21 protein-coding genes are annotated in these 19,452 nt (G+C 32.9%); 13 read left to right on the top strand and 8 right to left on the bottom strand.

The window, feature by feature from the left end; all coding sequences use genetic code 11:
* Positions 1–26: 26 nt before the first annotated feature.
* A complete protein-coding gene (locus NMU03_RS13180) occupies positions 27–917 on the bottom strand; it encodes a hypothetical protein (protein WP_290138949.1) in 891 nt (296 codons plus the stop codon).
* 23 nt (positions 918–940) lie between these two features.
* Entirely contained in the window at positions 941–1,342 is a 402-nt protein-coding gene (locus NMU03_RS13175; RefSeq protein ID WP_290138947.1) for an RrF2 family transcriptional regulator, read from the bottom strand.
* 254 nt (positions 1,343–1,596) lie between these two features.
* On the opposite strand from NMU03_RS13175, the gene NMU03_RS13170 reads away from it, so the two are divergent.
* From NMU03_RS13170 to NMU03_RS13150, 5 genes are all read left to right on the top strand, one after another.
* The gene (locus NMU03_RS13170; RefSeq protein ID WP_290138945.1) at positions 1,597–2,805 is read left to right on the top strand and encodes a transposase; all 1,209 of its coding nucleotides are present in this window, start codon (positions 1,597–1,599) and stop codon (positions 2,803–2,805) included.
* Between the two features lie 171 nt (positions 2,806–2,976).
* Positions 2,977–3,600: a DUF6431 domain-containing protein gene (locus NMU03_RS13165; protein WP_272595462.1), complete on the top strand. Its 624-nt coding sequence runs from the start codon at positions 2,977–2,979 to the stop codon at positions 3,598–3,600.
* An 89-nt stretch (positions 3,601–3,689) separates the two neighbouring features.
* Positions 3,690–5,030 (top strand): TnsB C-terminal domain-containing protein, encoded by a 1,341-nt coding sequence (locus NMU03_RS13160; RefSeq protein WP_290137768.1) that lies wholly within the window; start codon positions 3,690–3,692, stop codon positions 5,028–5,030.
* Positions 4,984–5,790: an ExeA family protein gene (locus tag NMU03_RS13155; RefSeq protein ID WP_272595460.1), complete on the top strand. Its 807-nt coding sequence runs from the start codon at positions 4,984–4,986 to the stop codon at positions 5,788–5,790. Before NMU03_RS13160 ends, NMU03_RS13155 begins: the two co-directional genes overlap by 47 nt.
* 5 nt (positions 5,791–5,795) lie before the next feature.
* Positions 5,796–6,137: a DUF6618 family protein gene (locus NMU03_RS13150; protein WP_272595459.1), complete on the top strand. Its 342-nt coding sequence runs from the start codon at positions 5,796–5,798 to the stop codon at positions 6,135–6,137.
* Positions 6,138–6,709: 572 nt separating this feature from the next.
* On the opposite strand, the gene NMU03_RS13145 is transcribed toward NMU03_RS13150, so the two are convergent.
* The gene (locus NMU03_RS13145; RefSeq protein ID WP_290142345.1) at positions 6,710–7,306 is read right to left on the bottom strand and encodes a recombinase family protein; all 597 of its coding nucleotides are present in this window, start codon (positions 7,304–7,306) and stop codon (positions 6,710–6,712) included.
* Positions 7,307–7,481: 175 nt separating this feature from the next.
* On the bottom strand, positions 7,482–10,061 hold the full coding sequence (locus NMU03_RS13140; protein WP_290138944.1) for an immunoglobulin-like domain-containing protein: 2,580 nt from the start codon (positions 10,059–10,061) through the stop codon (positions 7,482–7,484).
* A gap of 396 nt (positions 10,062–10,457) precedes the next feature.
* Here NMU03_RS13140 and NMU03_RS13135 point away from each other — a divergent pair, with 396 nt between their 5' ends.
* From NMU03_RS13135 to NMU03_RS17740, 7 genes are all read left to right on the top strand, one after another.
* Positions 10,458–10,616 (top strand): hypothetical protein, encoded by a 159-nt coding sequence (locus NMU03_RS13135; RefSeq protein WP_290138942.1) that lies wholly within the window; start codon positions 10,458–10,460, stop codon positions 10,614–10,616.
* Positions 10,617–10,726: 110 nt separating this feature from the next.
* Positions 10,727–11,311, top strand: a complete 585-nt coding sequence (locus tag NMU03_RS13130; RefSeq protein WP_290138940.1) for a transposase — start codon at positions 10,727–10,729, stop codon at positions 11,309–11,311.
* Positions 11,308–11,775 carry a transposase gene (locus tag NMU03_RS13125; RefSeq protein ID WP_290138938.1) on the top strand — a complete coding sequence of 156 codons (468 nt, stop codon included), beginning with the start codon at positions 11,308–11,310 and terminating at the stop codon, positions 11,773–11,775. Before NMU03_RS13130 ends, NMU03_RS13125 begins: the two co-directional genes overlap by 4 nt.
* A 221-nt stretch (positions 11,776–11,996) precedes the next feature.
* Complete coding sequence (locus NMU03_RS13120; RefSeq protein ID WP_290138936.1) at positions 11,997–12,218, top strand: hypothetical protein; 222 nt, start codon at positions 11,997–11,999, stop codon at positions 12,216–12,218.
* Positions 12,196–12,531, top strand: a complete 336-nt coding sequence (locus NMU03_RS13115) for a helix-turn-helix domain-containing protein (protein WP_290138934.1) — start codon at positions 12,196–12,198, stop codon at positions 12,529–12,531. The genes NMU03_RS13120 and NMU03_RS13115 overlap by 23 nt, the downstream gene beginning before the upstream one ends.
* A gap of 299 nt (positions 12,532–12,830) precedes the next feature.
* Entirely contained in the window at positions 12,831–13,520 is a 690-nt protein-coding gene (locus NMU03_RS13110) for a tyrosine-type recombinase/integrase (RefSeq protein ID WP_290138933.1), read from the top strand.
* Positions 13,521–13,541: 21 nt separating this feature from the next.
* The gene (locus NMU03_RS17740) at positions 13,542–13,727 is read left to right on the top strand and encodes a tyrosine-type recombinase/integrase (protein WP_353956701.1); all 186 of its coding nucleotides are present in this window, start codon (positions 13,542–13,544) and stop codon (positions 13,725–13,727) included.
* 124 nt (positions 13,728–13,851) lie between these two features.
* Here NMU03_RS17740 and NMU03_RS13105 read toward each other — a convergent pair whose 3' ends face one another.
* Both NMU03_RS13105 and NMU03_RS13100 read right to left on the bottom strand, forming a co-directional pair.
* The gene (locus NMU03_RS13105; RefSeq protein ID WP_290138931.1) at positions 13,852–15,513 is read right to left on the bottom strand and encodes a DAK2 domain-containing protein; all 1,662 of its coding nucleotides are present in this window, start codon (positions 15,511–15,513) and stop codon (positions 13,852–13,854) included.
* Positions 15,514–15,525: 12 nt separating this feature from the next.
* The gene (locus NMU03_RS13100) at positions 15,526–15,882 is read right to left on the bottom strand and encodes an Asp23/Gls24 family envelope stress response protein (RefSeq protein ID WP_087242856.1); all 357 of its coding nucleotides are present in this window, start codon (positions 15,880–15,882) and stop codon (positions 15,526–15,528) included.
* A gap of 291 nt (positions 15,883–16,173) precedes the next feature.
* Between NMU03_RS13100 and rpmB the strand changes: the two genes are divergently transcribed.
* Entirely contained in the window at positions 16,174–16,359 is a 186-nt protein-coding gene (gene rpmB, locus NMU03_RS13095) for a 50S ribosomal protein L28 (RefSeq protein ID WP_087357353.1), read from the top strand.
* A gap of 52 nt (positions 16,360–16,411) precedes the next feature.
* On the opposite strand, the gene dnaJ is transcribed toward rpmB, so the two are convergent.
* Together dnaJ and dnaK are read right to left on the bottom strand one after the other, a co-directional pair.
* Entirely contained in the window at positions 16,412–17,575 is a 1,164-nt protein-coding gene (gene dnaJ, locus NMU03_RS13090; protein ID WP_290138927.1) for a molecular chaperone DnaJ, read from the bottom strand.
* Positions 17,576–17,629: 54 nt separating this feature from the next.
* The gene (gene dnaK / locus NMU03_RS13085; protein ID WP_290138925.1) at positions 17,630–19,447 is read right to left on the bottom strand and encodes a molecular chaperone DnaK; all 1,818 of its coding nucleotides are present in this window, start codon (positions 19,445–19,447) and stop codon (positions 17,630–17,632) included.
* Positions 19,448–19,452 lie beyond the last annotated feature (5 nt).

Genomic DNA, 19,452 nt, shown 5'->3' with positions numbered 1-19,452 from the left:
AAGAGGTGTGTATTTGTTCGTGGGATTTAAAAGACCAGGTTTTTTGCGAGAACCAATGTTGGTGTCACCTGTTTATTTGATCCGATAGCAGCCAACTGTTGTTTGTTTCCTACAAGAATATATTTAACGCCGTTTAACTCTTTATAAACCTGTCCTATATAATCTCTACCGGATAACTCTGCATTTCCCCATTTACTATTTTGCAGAGTCTCTATTTCTTGTTTCTTTTCTTCTTGTTCTTTTTGTACTTTGATTGCCTCAGTGGCAGGACGTAAAGCAGTGAAGTTTTTTGAAAGAACATAATTATGTTCATTGCTATATGTTAGATACTCTTGTGAATCATTCGGATAAATCAATTGTCCTTTTCCAAATTGAGTTACATCATAATCGAATGATAATATAGGCTCCAAGGAAGCTTTATCACTTTCTATCAAATCTAATTGGTAGGAATTATATAGGTAAATAGTATCTGTATCTTCATCATATAATTGAGGAGATTCACTTTCCTGTTTATGAATAAAAGAACCATTAAACCCTTCTGGCAAATTCCATTTTTCTCCATTTAATGCAATATCATTTTCTAATATATAAGTTGCGTCTAATGCATATGTGATTGTTTGATTAGCAACAACAATATCTTTTCCCAAACCAAAACCATCTTTTGTCTCATCTAAATCTTTTACTTTTTGATTCGTACCTACAGCTTTTAATTGTTCAAGATTATAAATATGAATTGCTTCGTCCTTATATAAATGTGAATAGTCCTTAGATAGTTCAACTGGAACAATATGATCTTCACCCTCATTTACTTCAGCATATATATTTGTTTCTGAAAATCCATATACTGTAACTGAAGAGAATGTTATTGCTAAACATAACAACAATAATAATAAATCTTTCACTTTTCTCTTTTTCATCTCTTAATTCCCCTTATAAAGACCTATTGATTCAATATTTCTTCAATAGTAATTGAAGATAATCTTTCCTCCATATTTTTTTGAAGAAAACAATAAGTTTTTCTAACAGAACAATATTCTGTTGCACATCTATTGCAATACTTATCTAATTCTAAACATCGGTTTATCTTGATGGTAGGTTCCGTCAACTTTATAATATCTAATAAACTAATCTGTGCTTTGTCTTTCGCAATGGAAAAACCTCCATTTTTTCCATTATATGCATTTATCAATTTTCCATTTTCTAATTTTTTAGTTACTTTTAATATATAATGCTGAGGGATACACAAATTTTCTGATAGCTCTTTTGATGTTAATTTCCCTTCTGATCTAGATAGATATAAAACAATCCTAATCGCGTAGTCTGTTGTCATGTTTAGTTGCATATAATTCCTCCCATATTTTATAGCCTGACAAGTCATGGTATATATTCCGTGAAAAATAAAAGAACTTTTTATATTTTTATTTAATGGTTTATAAAGTACACTTTTCTTACCAGATTTGAGTTTCGGTAAAAAAATAAAAAACAGGTAAAAAGTTATTCACAAATTGCCTGTTTTGCTTTATTTATAAGGAAAATCAACCTCTTAAATGTTATAATAATTTTAGATCAATAAACAAAATTTAGGAGGGATTTTCCATGAGTTATTTTACCACAGATCTATATGAAACGAAAAGAGAAATTGTCAATTTTTCTAATAAATTATCAGACAGTCTTGATAAACCTGCTGCCAAGTTTGTCATGGACATGATGTTTGGTCTTGCAAGAAGTCAAAGTGTTCTACTTAGCGATATTGCCAGAGCTCTTGATGAAAATATCAAGCTCAATTATACAATTGACAGATTATCCAATCATTTGGCTCAATTTGATGATGAAGCAATGAACCAAATGAAATCCAATTATAATGATATGGTTATCAAGCATCTTAGCGAAGACAGGATCATTTTACTTGATAACAGTGAAATCATCAAAAAATATGGAAGAAAATTTGAAGATCTTTGTATGGTCAGGGATGCTTCCTCACTTAAGGATGACATTTATCCTGGATACCATGTATGTGAGGCAACTGCCCTCACACAGGATCAACATCATCCAATATCTTTGTATAGCCATATCTATTCAACTGAAAGTGAAGGATTCAGGTCAATGAACGATGAAACAATAAAGAGCATAAAATATGTCAAATCTCTCATTCCTGAAAGATGTACATTTGTATGTGACAGAGGATATGATGCCAATGTATTTTATGATTACTTCATAGATGAAAATCATAATGCAGATGATTTCATCATCAGACTCAAAGAAAATAGAACATTATTGTTTAAAGGGAAGCCAAAGAAAGTAGGAGAAATCGCCAAAAGAAGAAAAGGCAAGATTAAGATGAACATGTATTTTTCTAAGGAAGATAGTGAAGTCTATGTATCACATACGAGAGTGGAACTGCCATCACAAAAGGGAAGGATATTAAATCTAGTCATTGTGTATGGATTAAGTGAAGAAAAACCGATGATGCTTTTAACGAATAGGGAGATCAGGAATAAAAGAGATGTGCATAAGATAGTGAGGGCATATATGTCAAGGTGGCGAATCGAGGAGAAATTCAGATTCAAAAAGAATCAGTACGGTTTTGAAAATATAAGAGTAAGGACAATGAAATCAATAAATGTATTGAATACGATATTGATGATGCATATAGGGCATATAACACTGTTGGCAGAGAAAGTAGACAAGAAATTACTGGTCATAAAGATGATAGAGAGAAGCAAATCGCTTAAAGTGTTAAACCGAAAACTCTACAAAATCAATTTAGATGAAAAACCGCAGATTAATATAATCAAAAGGATATAAGATTTGCCGTTAGAAACCGCAGTTCTTATATCCTTTATCTGTTTTTTGATTTATAATATTCTATGTGTTATTTATTTTGACTGATTTTTTTAATCTTAAGAAAGGAAAAAGAGAAAAGATAGGTTCAGTTTTGCAGGCTCAATCTCATCTTTTCTCCTGGGTTCATCTTTGATGAATCCACCCGCTACTATGGTACAATCATTTTCTGTTTTAATCAAGCATATTTTTCAAACTTGTCCTATTAATTTTAACCATTCTCTCTCTGCTAGTGAATTTCAGCTTCTCGAAACCTTTTTATTAAATCATCTGGAACTCTCTGCGTTTCATATCCATGATGATCATATATGTAAGTCACCTAATTTTAAATTCTTTATCTCTTATGATCGCTATTTTATTACTTTCCGTGATAATGCCGTTGTTGAGGAAACTGTTTCGATTCCCGTGCTTTACTGTGAAAACTGCAAACATTTTCATGCTGTCCTTCCTCATCTTTTCATTGTGCCTCATTGCCAATATTCTATTCCTTTTATATTATCTGTCCTTTTTGATAAATTTTATTCTTCATTGACTGTAAATGATGTTTCAAATAAATATGGAATATCTATTTCTACAATCTACAGATGGATCAAAAAATACATGTGCTATCTACGCTACTATATGCAGCTTAGAAACAGTTACCGCATGTCTTTTTTTGTTTCAATGATTTATCTTTATGAGGATGTCATGAATGATATCTACGATTTGAGTTCCCATGCTTTATTTCAATATGACCGCAAATTATTTGCTCCTTCGTGAAATGATGATCATTAGAATATAAAAATAAATAAGATGGAAATATCTTTATCATTTTCACTGTTCTATACTTTTTTGGGAGGTAAAAAGTTATGAACAAACAGAATACTGATCGTTACGAGTACAGAAAACTCGTTGCACAGGTCAAATTTTCACTTATTGCACCTGTCGTTTCGGCTACATTTACGGATATATCCGCTGAAGCCTATTTTAGGCGTGTTTCCAAGAATGAGGTCGATTGGCCCGATGGTACCAGAAGAAAGTTTTCTGCTGTAACTTTAAAGAATTGGCTTTATATTTATAGAAATTGTGGATTTGATGAACTGATGCCTAAAGATCGTCTGGATGCCGGAAGAGTCAGGAAGCTGGACAATCGCCATAAAGATTTTATTAGCGATATGATCAAGGAATTCCCTAAAGTGACAGGCGTCATGATCTATGAAAGAATGATTGAAAAGGGGCTCCTCAACGTAGGTGATGTATCGGTAGATACTGTTCAGAGGTACATTAAAAATTCAGGATTGCGTCATGGGTCAAAACCTGTCACAAAAGAAAGACGTACATGGGAATTTGCTCATTCATGTGATGGATATGAAGCGGATACCTGTCATACCTTTTATATTTTTGATGAAGCCGGTGAGTACAGAAAAACTTATCTGATTGCCATCATCGATAATCATTCAAGAATGATAGTTGGTGCTGAATTCTTTTTTAATGATAATGCCGTTAATTTTCAGAAGGTATGGCATGATGCAGTACTAAGATATGGGAGAAGTAAGATGATCATCCTTGACAATGGATCAAGCTACAAAAATAAAAGCACCAAGGAGATAGAAGCAAGGCTGGGCACAAAAATCATCTACAATCCACCTTATTCACCGGAAGGAAAGGCCGTTATTGAAAGGTTCTTTTCTACCATCAAGATGAGATGGATGAATGGGGATCATGGAAGCCATTATCATTCATTGACCGAGCTCAATATGAGATTAAAAAGTTGGATTAACGAATATAACCGTACCCCTCATTCTTCACTGAAGGATGACATTCACGACAATCACACTCCATTGGAAAGATACATGTACGATATGAAGGACGTGGAGGTATGTCAGCTATCCAATAAATCATCCGTTGAATACAGAGCCTGGCTTGACGATGTGTTCATGCATGAAACGACACGTAAGGTAAATGGAGATTCAACCGTATTGATTGAAAATGTTTTATTTGATGTTCCGTCCATTTATATCGGGATGAGGGTAATCATTCGATATGATCCAAGAACTTTTGAAAATACCTATCTGTATGATATATCCGAAAAAAGAAAGTTCCAATCAGTAGGACAGATAAGGTTGAAAACGGAAGGACAAGAAGAGAGGAGATTATTTATTAATGGAAATGACAACGTATTACGGAATGGACAGAAATCCATTTACTAAAGATACAATGATTAAAACATTATATGAATCTAATGATTTTAAACAGATGACGAACCGATTGGAATTTATCATCAAATCAAGAGGAATCGGTGTATTTTTAAGCAATCCTGGGATGGGAAAGACCACATGTCTGAGAAAAACATTGGAATCTCTCAACCCCAATCGATATGTAGTAATCTATATCTGTATGACAACGATTACAGCCATAGATTTTTACAGAATGCTTAATGATGCACTGGGGCTTGAAGAGATGACAAAAAAGTCGAAGATGTTTCAAGCTATCCAGGATGAACTGAGAAGATTGACAGTAGAAAACAAAATGGAAGTCATTATAGCGATAGATGAAGCACAATTTCTCAGAAAAGAAGTGCTTAGAGAATTCATCATGCTTATGAATTTTGATTATGATTCAAAAGATTACTGTACACTGATATTCGTAGGGCAGAATGAATTTATAAGAACACTGCGACTTAAAGTCCTGGAACCATTTAGACAACGTATCAATATGAATTATACGTTTACAGGATTCAATGAAGAAGAAGTAAAAAATTATGTGGAATCACGTTTGGAATCGGTCGGTTGCCGAACAGACCTGTTTACAAAAGAAAGCTATCATACACTTTATACACTGATGAATACCTCCGTCAGGATACTCAATCAGATCATCAGTAAGAGCCTGATATTAGGAATGCATTATAAAAAGGATATCATTGATAGCGAACTGATCATGGAAGCAGGCAAGGAATTAATGATAGGATAGGAAAGATGGATTATATATATAAAGATAGAGAAAATAAAAAACAGGTTGGGGAGATCGACTGCATAGAAATCAGACCATATTATACATTTAACATAAAAACAGAAAAAAGTATATATAGGTGTCAGATGCACGTAATAGCGGGGGAATGGGAATTGTTTATACATTACTACGATAAAATCATAAGAAAAAACCAGGATAGATTTATACCACTGGCATATCCAACAGATATCATGTGGAATACGGAATCTGTGTATGATAATATAGATGATGAATTAGAAAGCAGAAGGATTGCATACGCGATAAAAAGTATATTTGAACAATATAACTATGAGGATGTATCGATATGATATATCCTTTTTTCATTGATCACTTACTATCCATCAGCAGGTAGCAAATAATCTGCGGTTAAAAATAAAAGGACGTGATAAATCAGTATAAATTAATCTGCAGTTAACATTATCGCAGAATTTGTGGTTTAACACTTAAAGGAAAGAGATATTACTGGTGCTATCAGATCAGTAAAGGGATACAGGAAATATTAAAATATGCACAAAAGGGAATCAAGGAGTTTCAAAATATAAGAGAGAAGCAGGAATACAGGCAGCTGCAACTGAAACTATAAAATGAACATATAGTAAATAATAAAAAAGGTCATGAAAATGACACTTTTTCAGCTACAATAAAAAGAGAACAAAAACAAAAAAGATGATATAGATAAGAAAACAAGGGTTATGACAATAAACAACAAGACATACCCTTCAAAAAAGAATGCAAAAAACCGAAAGTCAAATTACCAGACTATTGATTTTTGGAAAATTATGTAATATCATATTAAAAGAATTAACAAGTCGTTTATTTATGTCTTAAAAAACATGGTAAGAAAAGTGTACTTTTTTTACAGAAATCGTATTAAATTATGTCAACTTTCATGTTTTTTTATCCAATTAGTTAATGTATTATGATTTGTATGCAACATTTTTGCACCTTCACGTTTACTAATTTTATTTTCTTTCCATAATTTATAAATTTCATCAAATTCTTTTGGAACAGGAAGGGGTGGTCGACCAAGCCGAACTCCTTTTTCTTTTGCTATTCTTATCCCTTCAGCTTGTCGTTGTTTTATATTTTCGCGTTCTACCTGCGCCACATAAGAAAGTATCTGCAACACTAAATCCGCAATAAACTTGCCTGTAATTCCATTTACCTGATTTCTTGTATCTAACAATGGCAAATCCAGAACAATAACATCAATGTTTCTTATTTTTGTAAGATATCGCCATTGTTCCTGAATCTCATCATAATCTCTCCCTAAGCGATCTATCGACTTGATATATATTTCATCATTTGATTTTAATTGTTTTAATAATGATTGATACTGCTTGCGGTCAAAATTTTTACCTGATTGCCTGTCAATATACATGTTTTTATCTAGAATCCCTATTCCTCGCATTGCTTCTACCTGTCTATCAATATTCTGATCTTTACTTGAAACTCGAATATATGCATATTTATTTATCATAATAATTCCTCCTATATATTAACTTTATAGGAGGAATTATAAATTTACTTGTAGTAATAAAAGCATAAATATCATAAAATGAAAAACCACATAAAGAACTTTCACCTTAAAGTGTTAAATATGCATTTTTTCAACTTTCTATTTAAAAGATGACTTAAACCGTTTATAAATATTAATTTGTTTTTCGTTTTTTTCGATATACACCGATAGCTCCAATGCATGATACAGTCAACAGTAATGTCCATAATTTCATATTTGTTTTATCACCTGTGTCTACACTTCCAGTATCATTGGGCTTAGTTGGTTCATTTGGAACTGCTGGTGTATCTTTTTCTATAACAGTAACCTTAACCGTTTTAACCGATGAAGCGCTCTTGCTATCTGTTACTTTATATGCAACTTCATATACTCCGGCTTTACCTGTATTAACTTCATTTTTTAAGATTTCAATTTTCTTTGTAATATCTCCATCTTCTTTGTCCGTTGCTGTTACATCTTCTAACGGGTCAAATTCATCCCCAACCGTCAATGTCTTATCATCTGCACTGATTGCAGGAATTTCATTCAGGTCTTCCATTTTTGGATTAACTGTTACACAGACTGTCTTAGTTGAAGAAACACCCTGACTGTCTGTTACTTTATATGTAACTTCATATACTCCGGCTTTGCCTGTATTAACTTCATTTTTTAAGATTTCAATTTTCTTTGTAATATCTCCATCTTCTTTATCCGTTGCCATTACATCTTTATATGGATCAAATTCATCTCCAACCGTCAATGTCTTATTATTCGCATTGATCGCCGGAATATTATTGATGATACTTGCATTTTTCTCAAATTTCCATGTCCCAACAAATTCTACATCTTCTGTTACATTTTCGTACTCAGCAGGTGTCCAGCCTTTGAACTTCCATACACCATCTGTTACTTTTACATTTGTAAATGTTTCTATTGATGGTTTGGCTGTTTTTCCGTGCTCAACATTTCCTGCTTCTGGTAACTGATCTGTAATTTCTTTTGGAAGTCCTTTACCTTCATTCCCGCTCACAAACTTATATAGTACATGATAGGTATCCAGTTTCTTATTAGTTACAATAGCTCCATATCCAAACCTATCACTGGCACTAACTGTAAATTCTCCAGTATTTGAAAGTTTCCCTACTAAATCATTGTCGCTATCTCTATAAGTAGTATTATCAAACAAATATCCATCTGCTGTACTCGTCTGCACTACCTTGTATTTACCATCACTTAATGGGCCAAATGTTAGTTTACCATTTGTATCTGTGGTACCATTAAGAGCAGTGTCTATCCACTGGTTATCAACTGATTGCTGAAGTTTAAAATCAGCTTTTTCAATCGGCTGTTTTGTAGTTTCATCTAACAGCTGTATAGTAAGCTCATTTTTTCTAACAGTTCCTATACCCCCTCCATTGTTTATTATATAGGTAACACTGTTTCCGTTAGAGCTAGGTTTAGAAGAGTTGTTTTCATAAGATGTTCTACTAGCATAATTGGTAACTTCTTTCTTCCATTCAACATCCGGATAATAAGTATCAAATTCAATATAATAACTAACTACATTACCTCCAGAAGCTCCTGTTTCAGACCAAATATTAACTTGGTCAGCCTCCGGCCATTTATCTACACCGAAATCTTTATACATAATGCCGTTATTATTATTAGGATCGCCTATACGTCCAAAATTACAAATAAACGTTTGAATCTTATCTGAATCTTCATAAATCCCCCAGCTAAGTGAGATGTTTTTCACCCTGGCTTCAAAATCCTCATATGTTTCATTTTCTTGCTGATATAAACGCTGCATACGCTCATTTATGAGATATCTTTGCGTACCTTGTCTCCCTGCATAGTATGTTCCTTCAGGAACGTCGTACCAGCCATTAAATTTAGTATCACTTGTACTTTTAACTAATCTGGGAACTGCTGCATATATTTTCATACTGCTTGGATTGATAAATCCATTTTCTGGAATTATATCTTTGACAAAAAATGTATCATGTATCTTGGGTTTTCTATCATTATATGAAGTGGATCCATATAAGTCCATAGAACCAATCGGATTTACTTCAAGTCCAATTCCTGCACCCTTATAATCATTCATTGACCATCCTATTTTCCAGAAAGTATCAATATCAACAGATCCCGGTTGAACAGTAGGTTTATCCTCATTCTTATACTTAAAAGTTACACTTTTTTTAGCATTACCAATCACCAATTCTTTTACAACATCTTTATCTTTTGATGCACCAACATCTTTAGCAACGAAATGGGTAGCAAAATTTATCATTCCAGATAATTCGTTGTTTCCATTAGAATCTTCTTTGATCTCAAAAATTACTTTATCTTTCGTGATCAGTCCTGTTGCTAAAATATTACCTTCACTATCTTTAATTTCTTGAGCATTCACCTCATTCCATTTAGCATCAAATAAATCGCCTACATTTGTAGGAATTTCTATTTTTTCCCCTATAACGAACGATGTTCCTAATGAGGCATTGATCACAAAGCTAAATTCAATCTCTGTGTTATCACCTTGGAACACCTCTGTTGGATTACTGATATTTGTAATATCAGCTGTTATTTTTTTATCATACAAATCTTCATTTTGTAAGATCTCTTTTTGTAGAGGAGAGTTTTCAATCTCTACAGCATATATAGTCTGTTTTATCAATCCCAACGCCATAACTAATACAAGAAAACAAGCAACGATCTTCTTTGTTAAATTCACCCTTTTTCCTCCTTATCTATCTTTTTTAACCAAATGTAAATTAAGAGATACATGAAATGGTAAGAAAAGCAGACTTTTGTTACCAGTAGTGATAAAATCAAGAATTGAGATAATATGAAATGTTTTTGTATTTTACTTCTTAAAATATGAAGAAAAACAGAAGTTTTATAGCTATTCCATTTAGAAAAACTTCTCATTTTAATGGAATAAAATGTCTACCTTTTTTCCAATGTCATTAAGTTAAGCCTAAAGAACCTCAATATTGATATTTCTAAAATATTGAGGCTCTTTTTTATTTTTCTATTGACAAACTGAAAGGTTTGTGGGGCTAAAAATTATAATGTTCTATAATTTTTAGCCCTTTTTAGTAGATGTGTTTTTTAGGAGGTACTTATCATGTTGAATCAATCAAAATCTAACATCTACTATTCACCAAGTATTATCAAAAACAACTTGGACAAATCCATTGATTTTACTCTTGAGGGCATCCAAAACTACTGCCCTGATCCCGTTTCCAATTTTACCGCAATCGCAAGATTACTGCCAGAACACTAATCGAATGCATTATGAACTTCTCCAGTCATTCCACTGTCTGTGAAATGTCAAACTTCTTTTATGACATTAAGGATATGCCTTCTCCTTCCGCTCTCTGTCAGCGAAGAAGTTTGCTGGATCCTGTCATCTTTAAGCGTATCAATCAGCTGTTTCTGTCAAGTTTTGATAATTATGCCACCATCAATGGCTATCGCATACTGGCTCAGGATGGTTCTGACATCAACATCCCTTTTGAGGATGATGATACCAAAATTCTTTATAACTCTCTTGGCAGCCCCTGCTGTCAGTATCATATCAACGCTCTATATGACTGCCTGAATCACGTCTTTCTCGACTGGAGTATTGATTCGGCAACGAAAAAGCAGGAATGCGACGCCCTCATCTCCATCATCAATAATGGGCATTATCCTAGAAATGCTATATTTACTGCTGATCGTGGCTATGAGAATTACAATCTGTTTGCCCATTTCATTGAAAACAATCTCAAGTTCGCCATTCGTGTCAAGGATATCAATACAAAAAGTGGCATCATGACAAACATATCTACACCTGAAGGCTCTTTTGACATGACTGTCACACGCACATTGACAAGACTTCAGACAAAGGAAATAAAAGCCAACAAGGAAAAATATGTCTTTGTTCCTTCTACATCCAAATTTGATTTTTGGGTCCAACTCAGGATTATTATGAAATGACACTTCGCATCGTACGTTTCGAAGCCACTGAAAACAACTATGTGACAATCATCACGAACCTTAGCGAAGATGAATTTTCGCTTGATGACTTCAGGGAGCTGTACCACTTTCGCTGGAATGAGGAAACAGCCTTCAATAAGGTAAAGAATACACTTGGAATGATTTATTTCCATGCAAGAAAAAGACAGCTGATCCAGCAGGAAATCAATGCAACATTCCTGATGTATAATGTTTCTGAAATCATCATCAATAATATCGAGATGAAACAGAACTGCAGATACCGCTACAAGGCGAATTTTGCCAATGCAGTGACAAACATACGATTGTATCTCAGGGATCTATTGGAAGAAGATGTTCTTGTTTCAAGAATAAAAAAATTTCTGGTCCCTGAACGACCAGAAAGATCATATAAACGTTCTATAAAACCGAAATCAGTCAAACCGTTTAATAATAGAACGTCCTGACATGATTCATTATAGCACGTTATTTTAGAATAACAAGAAATTTTTTGAGCTAAATGTTTAGTTCTTTTCGAGTGCGCATGAAATAGATAAAATAAGTTTATAGTTTCGAAATATTCTAAAAGGTACCAACTCTCAATTGAATTGATACCTTAACTTAATCGTTATGATTGCATACTATCCTTTAACTTAATGACATTGCGAATGTAGCAACCTTAATTAAAATGAAAAACATCTTCCAAGTATCCTTAGATTATTTGCTGTGCTTAGATGATTATCTAACACATATAGATTATACAAAAAATGAACTCGGGTTAGATGATGAAACTATACAGTTGTTACTAGAACTTTCTACCCATCAAGAATTAAATATGAAATTAAATGATTTCATTCAACATCAATTGCTAAAGGAGATCAAAATTTATGAAAATAAAGACAACCAATAATCGCTTTAAAGTCGCACGTATAAATGCTGGTTATTCTCAAAGAGATGTATCACGTATTCTTGATTTTCTAAGTTTTCAAGCATTATCTCTTTATGAACAAGGAAAGAGAATTCCTAGTAACATGGTTTTATATTCCCTGCCTAAACTTTATCATGTTTCATTAGACTATTTACTTAATGAAGATTTTACAATATCTGAATTAGGATTAAATGAAAAATCAATTTCAATTTTGAAATCTAATTTAGAACATACATCAATCAATACCATACTCAAAAAATTTATACAAAACAGCATGACAAGGAGTGAAGAATAATATGTCAATACAAGAACGAAAATCTAAATATGGAATTAATTTTAGAATTCTGCCTATGATGGATATAAACCTGATAAAAACGGTGAATATAAACAAGTAAGAAAAACTATGACCTATAAACCTCCAAAAGATATGCCATTGCGTCAGGCAAGAAAAATTGCACAACAAATGGATTTAGACTTTTGTGATCAATATAAAAACATCAAGCTAGTGGAATCAATATGAGATTAAGTGAAGTATGGAATTGGTTTGAAAAATACTATCCACCAAACTATCTTAGAGAATCTACCATCTAAACCATGCAAAGCATTGTAGAAGCAAAAATTCTTCCTGACATTGGACATATAAAACTTGATGACTTCTCACCGAATAGAATTACCATGTTTCTTTATGATGCAGCAGTATACAAAGACAAAGATGGCAATCCTATAAAACCTACTAAATACTATAAAGATTCATATACTCAATTGATATTTTCAAAGTTGCACACACTTTTTGATGCTGCTGTTAAACAAGGCTGCATAAAAGACAACACCTGTACTAATGCTATTAAACCTAAACGAAATAAACCTAAAAAGATTAAACCTTTAGAAATTGATCAAATTAAAGATTTATTAAAACGAAGTGAAGATTTCAATACCTATAATGCTGTTATTCATTTTCAACTATACACTGGAATGCGAATTGGGGAAACGCTTGCACTTACATGGGATGACATCGATTTCAGCCAACGTCTTATCCATATCAATAAAACAGTAAATTTTGTGAAAGGTGAATTTAAAATTGGTCCACCTAAAACAGAGAACAGTTACAGAGTGTTAGGAATGAATGAAACTGTTTATAAACTTCTTAGCCAAGTAAAAGATTATCAAAATAAGATGAAAGACGATTTAAAAGATGTTTGGCAAAATTTAAATTTAGTATTTACTCAAGATACTGGTGGTTACATTCAAAAAGCAAACATTAACAATCGCTTAAACCCATTATAAAAAGGAACAAACTATGAAGACATCACCGTTCATTCCTTAGTCCATTCAAATGCAACTTTACTTCTTTTAAATGGTATTGATTTAAAAATTGTATCAGCACATCTAGGGCATAATGATATTCAAACCACTGCTAACATCTATATTGATGTCTTAAAATCTCAACAACAGATGGTAGCACAACTGATTGAATTTAACCTTGAAATCTAGTATATATGACCTGGAATTTACTGACATTTAGTTGGGTTCAGCGATTTTAAACACCAAATAAACACCAAAAATTTACCAACATGCAAAAAGCGCCGATAAATAGGGCGCTTTTTCAATAGCTTTATTATTCAACACCAACAATAAATGAATATACAGGTTGTTTTCCATTCACACATTCGATTTCAGCTTCAAAATTTTCTTCTACATAATCTTCAATGTCTTGAACTTCATCTTCAGTCACATCTTCACCATAGATTAAAGTAATGATTTCTGAATCTTCATCAACCAAACCTTTTAAAGTTTCTTTTAAAGCATCAACTTTATCTGGAACACAAGCAATAATATCTTTTTCGCATAATGCCATATATTGATTAGCTTTAATATCTACACCATCAATATTTGTATCTTTAATTGCGAAAGTCACTTGCCCTGTTTTGACACATGCAATTGCTTCATTCATTTCTGATAAATTATCTTCTAAAGATACTTCAGGATTGAACATAATACATGCTGATAAACCTTGAGGTATTGTTTTAGATGGAATCACTTGAACATCAACTTCATCTTCTAAAATAATAGCTGCTTGTTGTGCTGTCATCACGATATTAGAGTTATTTGGTAAGATAATCACATGTTTCGCATTAACATCTCTAATCGCTTGAACAATATCTTCAGCAGATGGGTTCATTGTTTGTCCACCACTGACAACATAGTCACAATGTAACTCCAAGAACATATCTTTAATACCATCACCAGCTGCTACACTAATAATAGAAACTTCTTTTGGTTCTTCTTTAGGAGCTGTTAATGTTGCTTTTGCATTCGCTGCTGGTGTACTGTTAGCTTCTAAAATAGAATTGTGTTGTTCTTGCATATTTTCAATCTTTAATTTAATAAACTCACCATATCTTTGAGCTGTATTTAAAGCATTACCTGGTTTTAATGTATGCACATGGACTTTGACAATATCTTCATCTTGTACAACAACAATACTATTTCCTGGTAATCTTTCTAATTCATTTCTTAAATTTTCTTCTTTAAAGACTTTCATCTTTCCAGGATCTAATCTAAAGATAAATTCAGTACAATAACCATATGCATCTTCACTATCTGATTCTACATCAACAAGTGCCTCTTTAGCAGCCTCACCTTTAATATCAACACGTTCAATTTCTTCACCAGCAAGAGCTGCCATAAATCCAGTCATGATTAATAATAAACCAGCTCCACCACTATCTACAACCCCAACTTCTTTTAAAACTGGTAAAAGTTCAGGTGTTCTTTCTAATGATTCTTCAGCTTCTTTAACAAAATAAGAAAAGACATCTTCAATTTCCATTCCTGGTTTGGCATATTGAACAACAGCTTCACTTGATTCTCTAATAACTGTTAAAATTGTCCCTTCAACTGGACGCATAACAGCTTTATAAGCAATTTTTGCACCATTTTGTAAAGCTTGTGCTAATTCAACTGCATCAACTTGTTTTTTCCCTTCAAAAGCCATCGAAATTCCTCTAAAGATTTGTGACAAGATAACCCCAGAATTTCCTCTTGCCCCCATCAATAATCCTTTAGATAACTTTTTAGAAATTTCATATATATCGTTAGAATCTAATTTTTCAATTTCACTTGCGCCAGAACTAAATGTCAAAGACATATTTGTTCCTGTATCCCCATCTGGCACAGGAAAGACATTTAATGCATCAATTTCAGGATGATTATTATGCAAAACAGTTGCACCTGTTATAACCATCTCTTTAAACAGTTTACCATCAATGATTTTCATGTTAACCCTCCACTAATCTGTTACACGAATGCTTTGTACAAAAACATTCACAGCTTCAATATCAATATCTAAAGTTGTTTCTAAAACATATTTCACTTTCTTTTGTACTTCATAAACAACCTCAGAAATTTTAACTCCATATCCAACGATAATATACACATTTAAAATGATTCCTGTTTCCCCATCTTCTACGACAATCCCTTTAGCATAATTATCCTTACCTAAAAGATCATAAAATCCATCCTTCATAATCTTTTGGCTTGCCATTCCAACAACACCATAGCATTCTGTTGCAGCACCTCCAGTAATACTTGCAACAACATCTAATGAAAGATGTATATCTCCTAAATCAGTTGTTTTTGTTATCATAACTATTCCTCCGTTCTTATCATAAATTTATAAATAGTTACCTATATTATATCTTATTTTTAAATTATTGACAATTATTTCATAACAATGCATACGCATTATAACCCACTTATAATATCTTGTAAATAAAATTTAAAAAAATATTGAAATATTCGTTCTTTTCATATATTATATTAACGTTCAAATACAACTATTTTTTATATTTATATGAAAAAGTATTTGCATTTTCTTTTTATTAATGATATTATACTTAGGTATGTGAATGACACTTTGTAAAGGATGGTGAATATAATGGCTAGAAAATGTGAAGTGAGCGGAAAAGGACCTATGTCTGGTAATTCTCGTTCTCATGCATTAAATGCAACTAAGAGAAAATGGAATGTTAACTTACAAAAAGCTACTATTTTAGTCAATGGTAAACCAAAAAAAGTAAAAATTTCAGCAAGAGAATTAAGAAGTCTTAGAAAGAGTGCTTAATGATAAAGATTGCATCCATCTGGATGCTTTTTTTATACTCTTTATTTTATGTTTATTTTGCCCTTTTATGCAAAAAAAGAAGATAACAATTGTTATCTTCTAAAACCTTTTTGAATTGATCAAAGATCGATTCTTTTTTTGTGGCTTTTTTAAGTTTATGATAAAGATCTTTTTCTTCACGAGATAATTTTGTAGGAATTTTAACATCAATTTTTACAAACTGATCCCCATAATTATCACTACGTAAATCTTTTACACCTTTACCTTTTAAACGTAATGTTGTTCCTGGTTGAGTTCCTTCAGGAACTTTTAATGTCACATCACCATAAACAGTTGGTACATCAACTTCACAACCTAGTGTGGCATCAACTGCTGAAATTGGAATAGAAATATAAATGTTTTTGCCATCACGTTGGAAGTGTTGATGTGGTTTCACATAAATTTCCACATATAAATCACCATTAGGTCCACCATTTGTACCACGATGTCCTTTACCTTGCACACGTAACTGTTGATGTGTATTAATACCAGCAGGTATATTTAGTTCTACTGTAATATTTTTATTAACATATCCATTTCCATGACAATGTGAACATTTTTCTTTCACAACTTTACCTGTTCCATGGCAATCTGGACATGTTGTCTGATTCACAAATGTTCCAAATGGAGAACGTTGTTGGGTACGAATTGTACCTGTTCCACCACAACGAGAACACGTCTGATAATCATTAGGTGTTTTTGCACCTGTTCCATGACAATGAGAACATTGTTCATCATAATTGATTTTAATTTCTGTTTTCTTTCCTTTAATAGCATCCATGAAATCAATTTCTAATTGAACAAAACGATCTTCTCCACGCATTGGACCACTTTTTCTTTGACGTGATCCGCCACCACCAAAGAATGAACCAAAAATATCTCCTAAGTCAACATCTTCAAAGCCACCGAATCCTCCAAAGCCTCCGGCACCACCACCGAATCCACCAGCTTGATCAAATGCAGCGTGACCATAACGATCATAGGCAGCTTTTTTATTTTCATCAGATAAAACATCATAAGCTTCCTGAACTTCTTTAAATTTTTCTTCAGCACCAGGATCCTTATTGACATCAGGGTGATATTTTTTAGCCATTTTACGATAAGCTCTTTTTATTTCATCAGCACTGGCACTCTTTGATACACCAAGCACTTCATAATAATCTCTTTTTTCAGCCATAATTTCACCTCTCGACTAGATAAAACCAAGGCAAAGCCTTGGCCTTATTTTATGTTAATTCTTTTCTGTAAAGTCTGCATCAACAACGTCATCATCGTTAGTTGCTGTATTTGAAGCATCACCTGTTGGATTAGCTCCTTGTGATTGTTGATATTGATACGCTGCCATTTGTTGTGCAACTTGTTCTAATTCAGTCATTTTTGCTTCAAGTGTAGCCATATCATTATCATCTAAAGCTTTCTTTAATTCATCTCTTAAAGCTGTTGCCTGAGATTTTTGATTAGCATCAATCTTATCTCCTTGTTCAGCTAAGGCTTTATCAATTTCATTAATCATTTGTTCAGCTTTATTTCTTGTTTCAATATCTTTACGTTTCTTTTCATCATCAGCTTTATTTGCTTCAGCTTCTTTGACCATTCTATCAATTTCTTCATCACTTAAACCAGTTGAGTTTTGAATTGTGATAGATTGTTCTTTTTGAGTCTTCATATCTTTTGCTTTAACATTAACAATACCATTAACATCAATGCTGAAAGTAACTTCAATTTGAGGTACTCCTCTAGGTGCAGGTTCAATACCATCTAATTTAAATAAACCTAATTGTTTATTATCTTTGGCCATTGTTCTTTCACCTTGTAAAACGTTGATATCAACAGCTGGCTGATTATCAGCAGCAGTAGAGAAGATTTGTGATTTTGTTGTTGGAATTGTTGTATTTCTTTCAATTAAGACTGTCATTACTCCACCCATTGTTTCAATACCTAATGATAATGGTGTAACGTCTAATAAGACAATATCTTTCACATCTCCAGCAATAACTCCACCTTGAATAGCTGCACCCATAGATACAACTTCATCAGGGTTTACAGATTTATTTGGTTCTTTTCCAAGTAATCTTTTCACTGAATCTTGAACTGCAACAATACGTGTAGAACCACCAACCAATAAGACTTGATCAATGTCATTTGGTGACATACCTGCATCACTTAATGCTTGTCTTACTGGACCTTCTGTACGCATAACTAAATCATGTGTTAATTCATCAAATTTAGCTCTTGTTAATGTTAATTCAAGATGTAATGGACCTGCTGGGCCTGCTGAAATAAATGGTAATGAAATTTGTGTTTGCATCATACCAGAAACATCTTTTTTCGCTTTTTCAGCTGCTTCTTTAACACGTTGCATAGCCATTTTATCAGCACTTAAATCAACACCTTGTTCTTTTTTGAATTCAGCAACAACCCAGTTCATAATAGCTTGGTCAAAGTCATCTCCACCTAAATGGTTATCTCCTGCAGTTGCTAAAACTTCAAACATACCATCAGCTAAGTCAAGGATAGAAACGTCAAATGTTCCTCCACCTAAGTCATAGACCAATACTTTTTGTTCTTTATCTAATTTATCAACACCAAATGCTAAAGCAGCAGCAGTTGGTTCGTTAATAATACGTTCAACTTCTAACCCTGCAATTTTACCTGCATCTTTTGTTGCTTGACGTTGTGCATCATTGAAATATGCAGGAACAGTAATAACGGCACGATTCACAGATTCACCTAAATAAGCTTCAGCTGTTGCTTTTAAATTTTGTAAAATCATTGCTGAAATTTCTTGAGGTGTATATTCTTTACCATTCACCTGTTCTTTGTAACCTGTACCCATATGTCTTTTAATAGACATAACAGTTTCTTTGTTAGTAACTGCTTGACGTTTTGCAGCTTCACCAACAATAATTTCTCCATTTTTAAAGGCAACAACAGATGGAGTAGTTCTTGAACCTTCAGGGTTCGCAATAACTTTTGCTTCTCCATTTTCCATGACACTGACACATGAATTTGTTGTTCCTAAATCAATACCAATAATTTTATTACCCATAATAA

Origin of the sequence: Allocoprobacillus halotolerans (assembly GCF_024399475.1) — a bacterium.
In the GTDB taxonomy this organism is placed as follows: domain Bacteria; phylum Bacillota_I; class Bacilli_A; order Erysipelotrichales; family Coprobacillaceae; genus Allocoprobacillus; species Allocoprobacillus halotolerans.
Note: the sequence above shows the minus strand (reverse complement) of the source record. Positions and strands in the feature narration are given on the sequence as shown.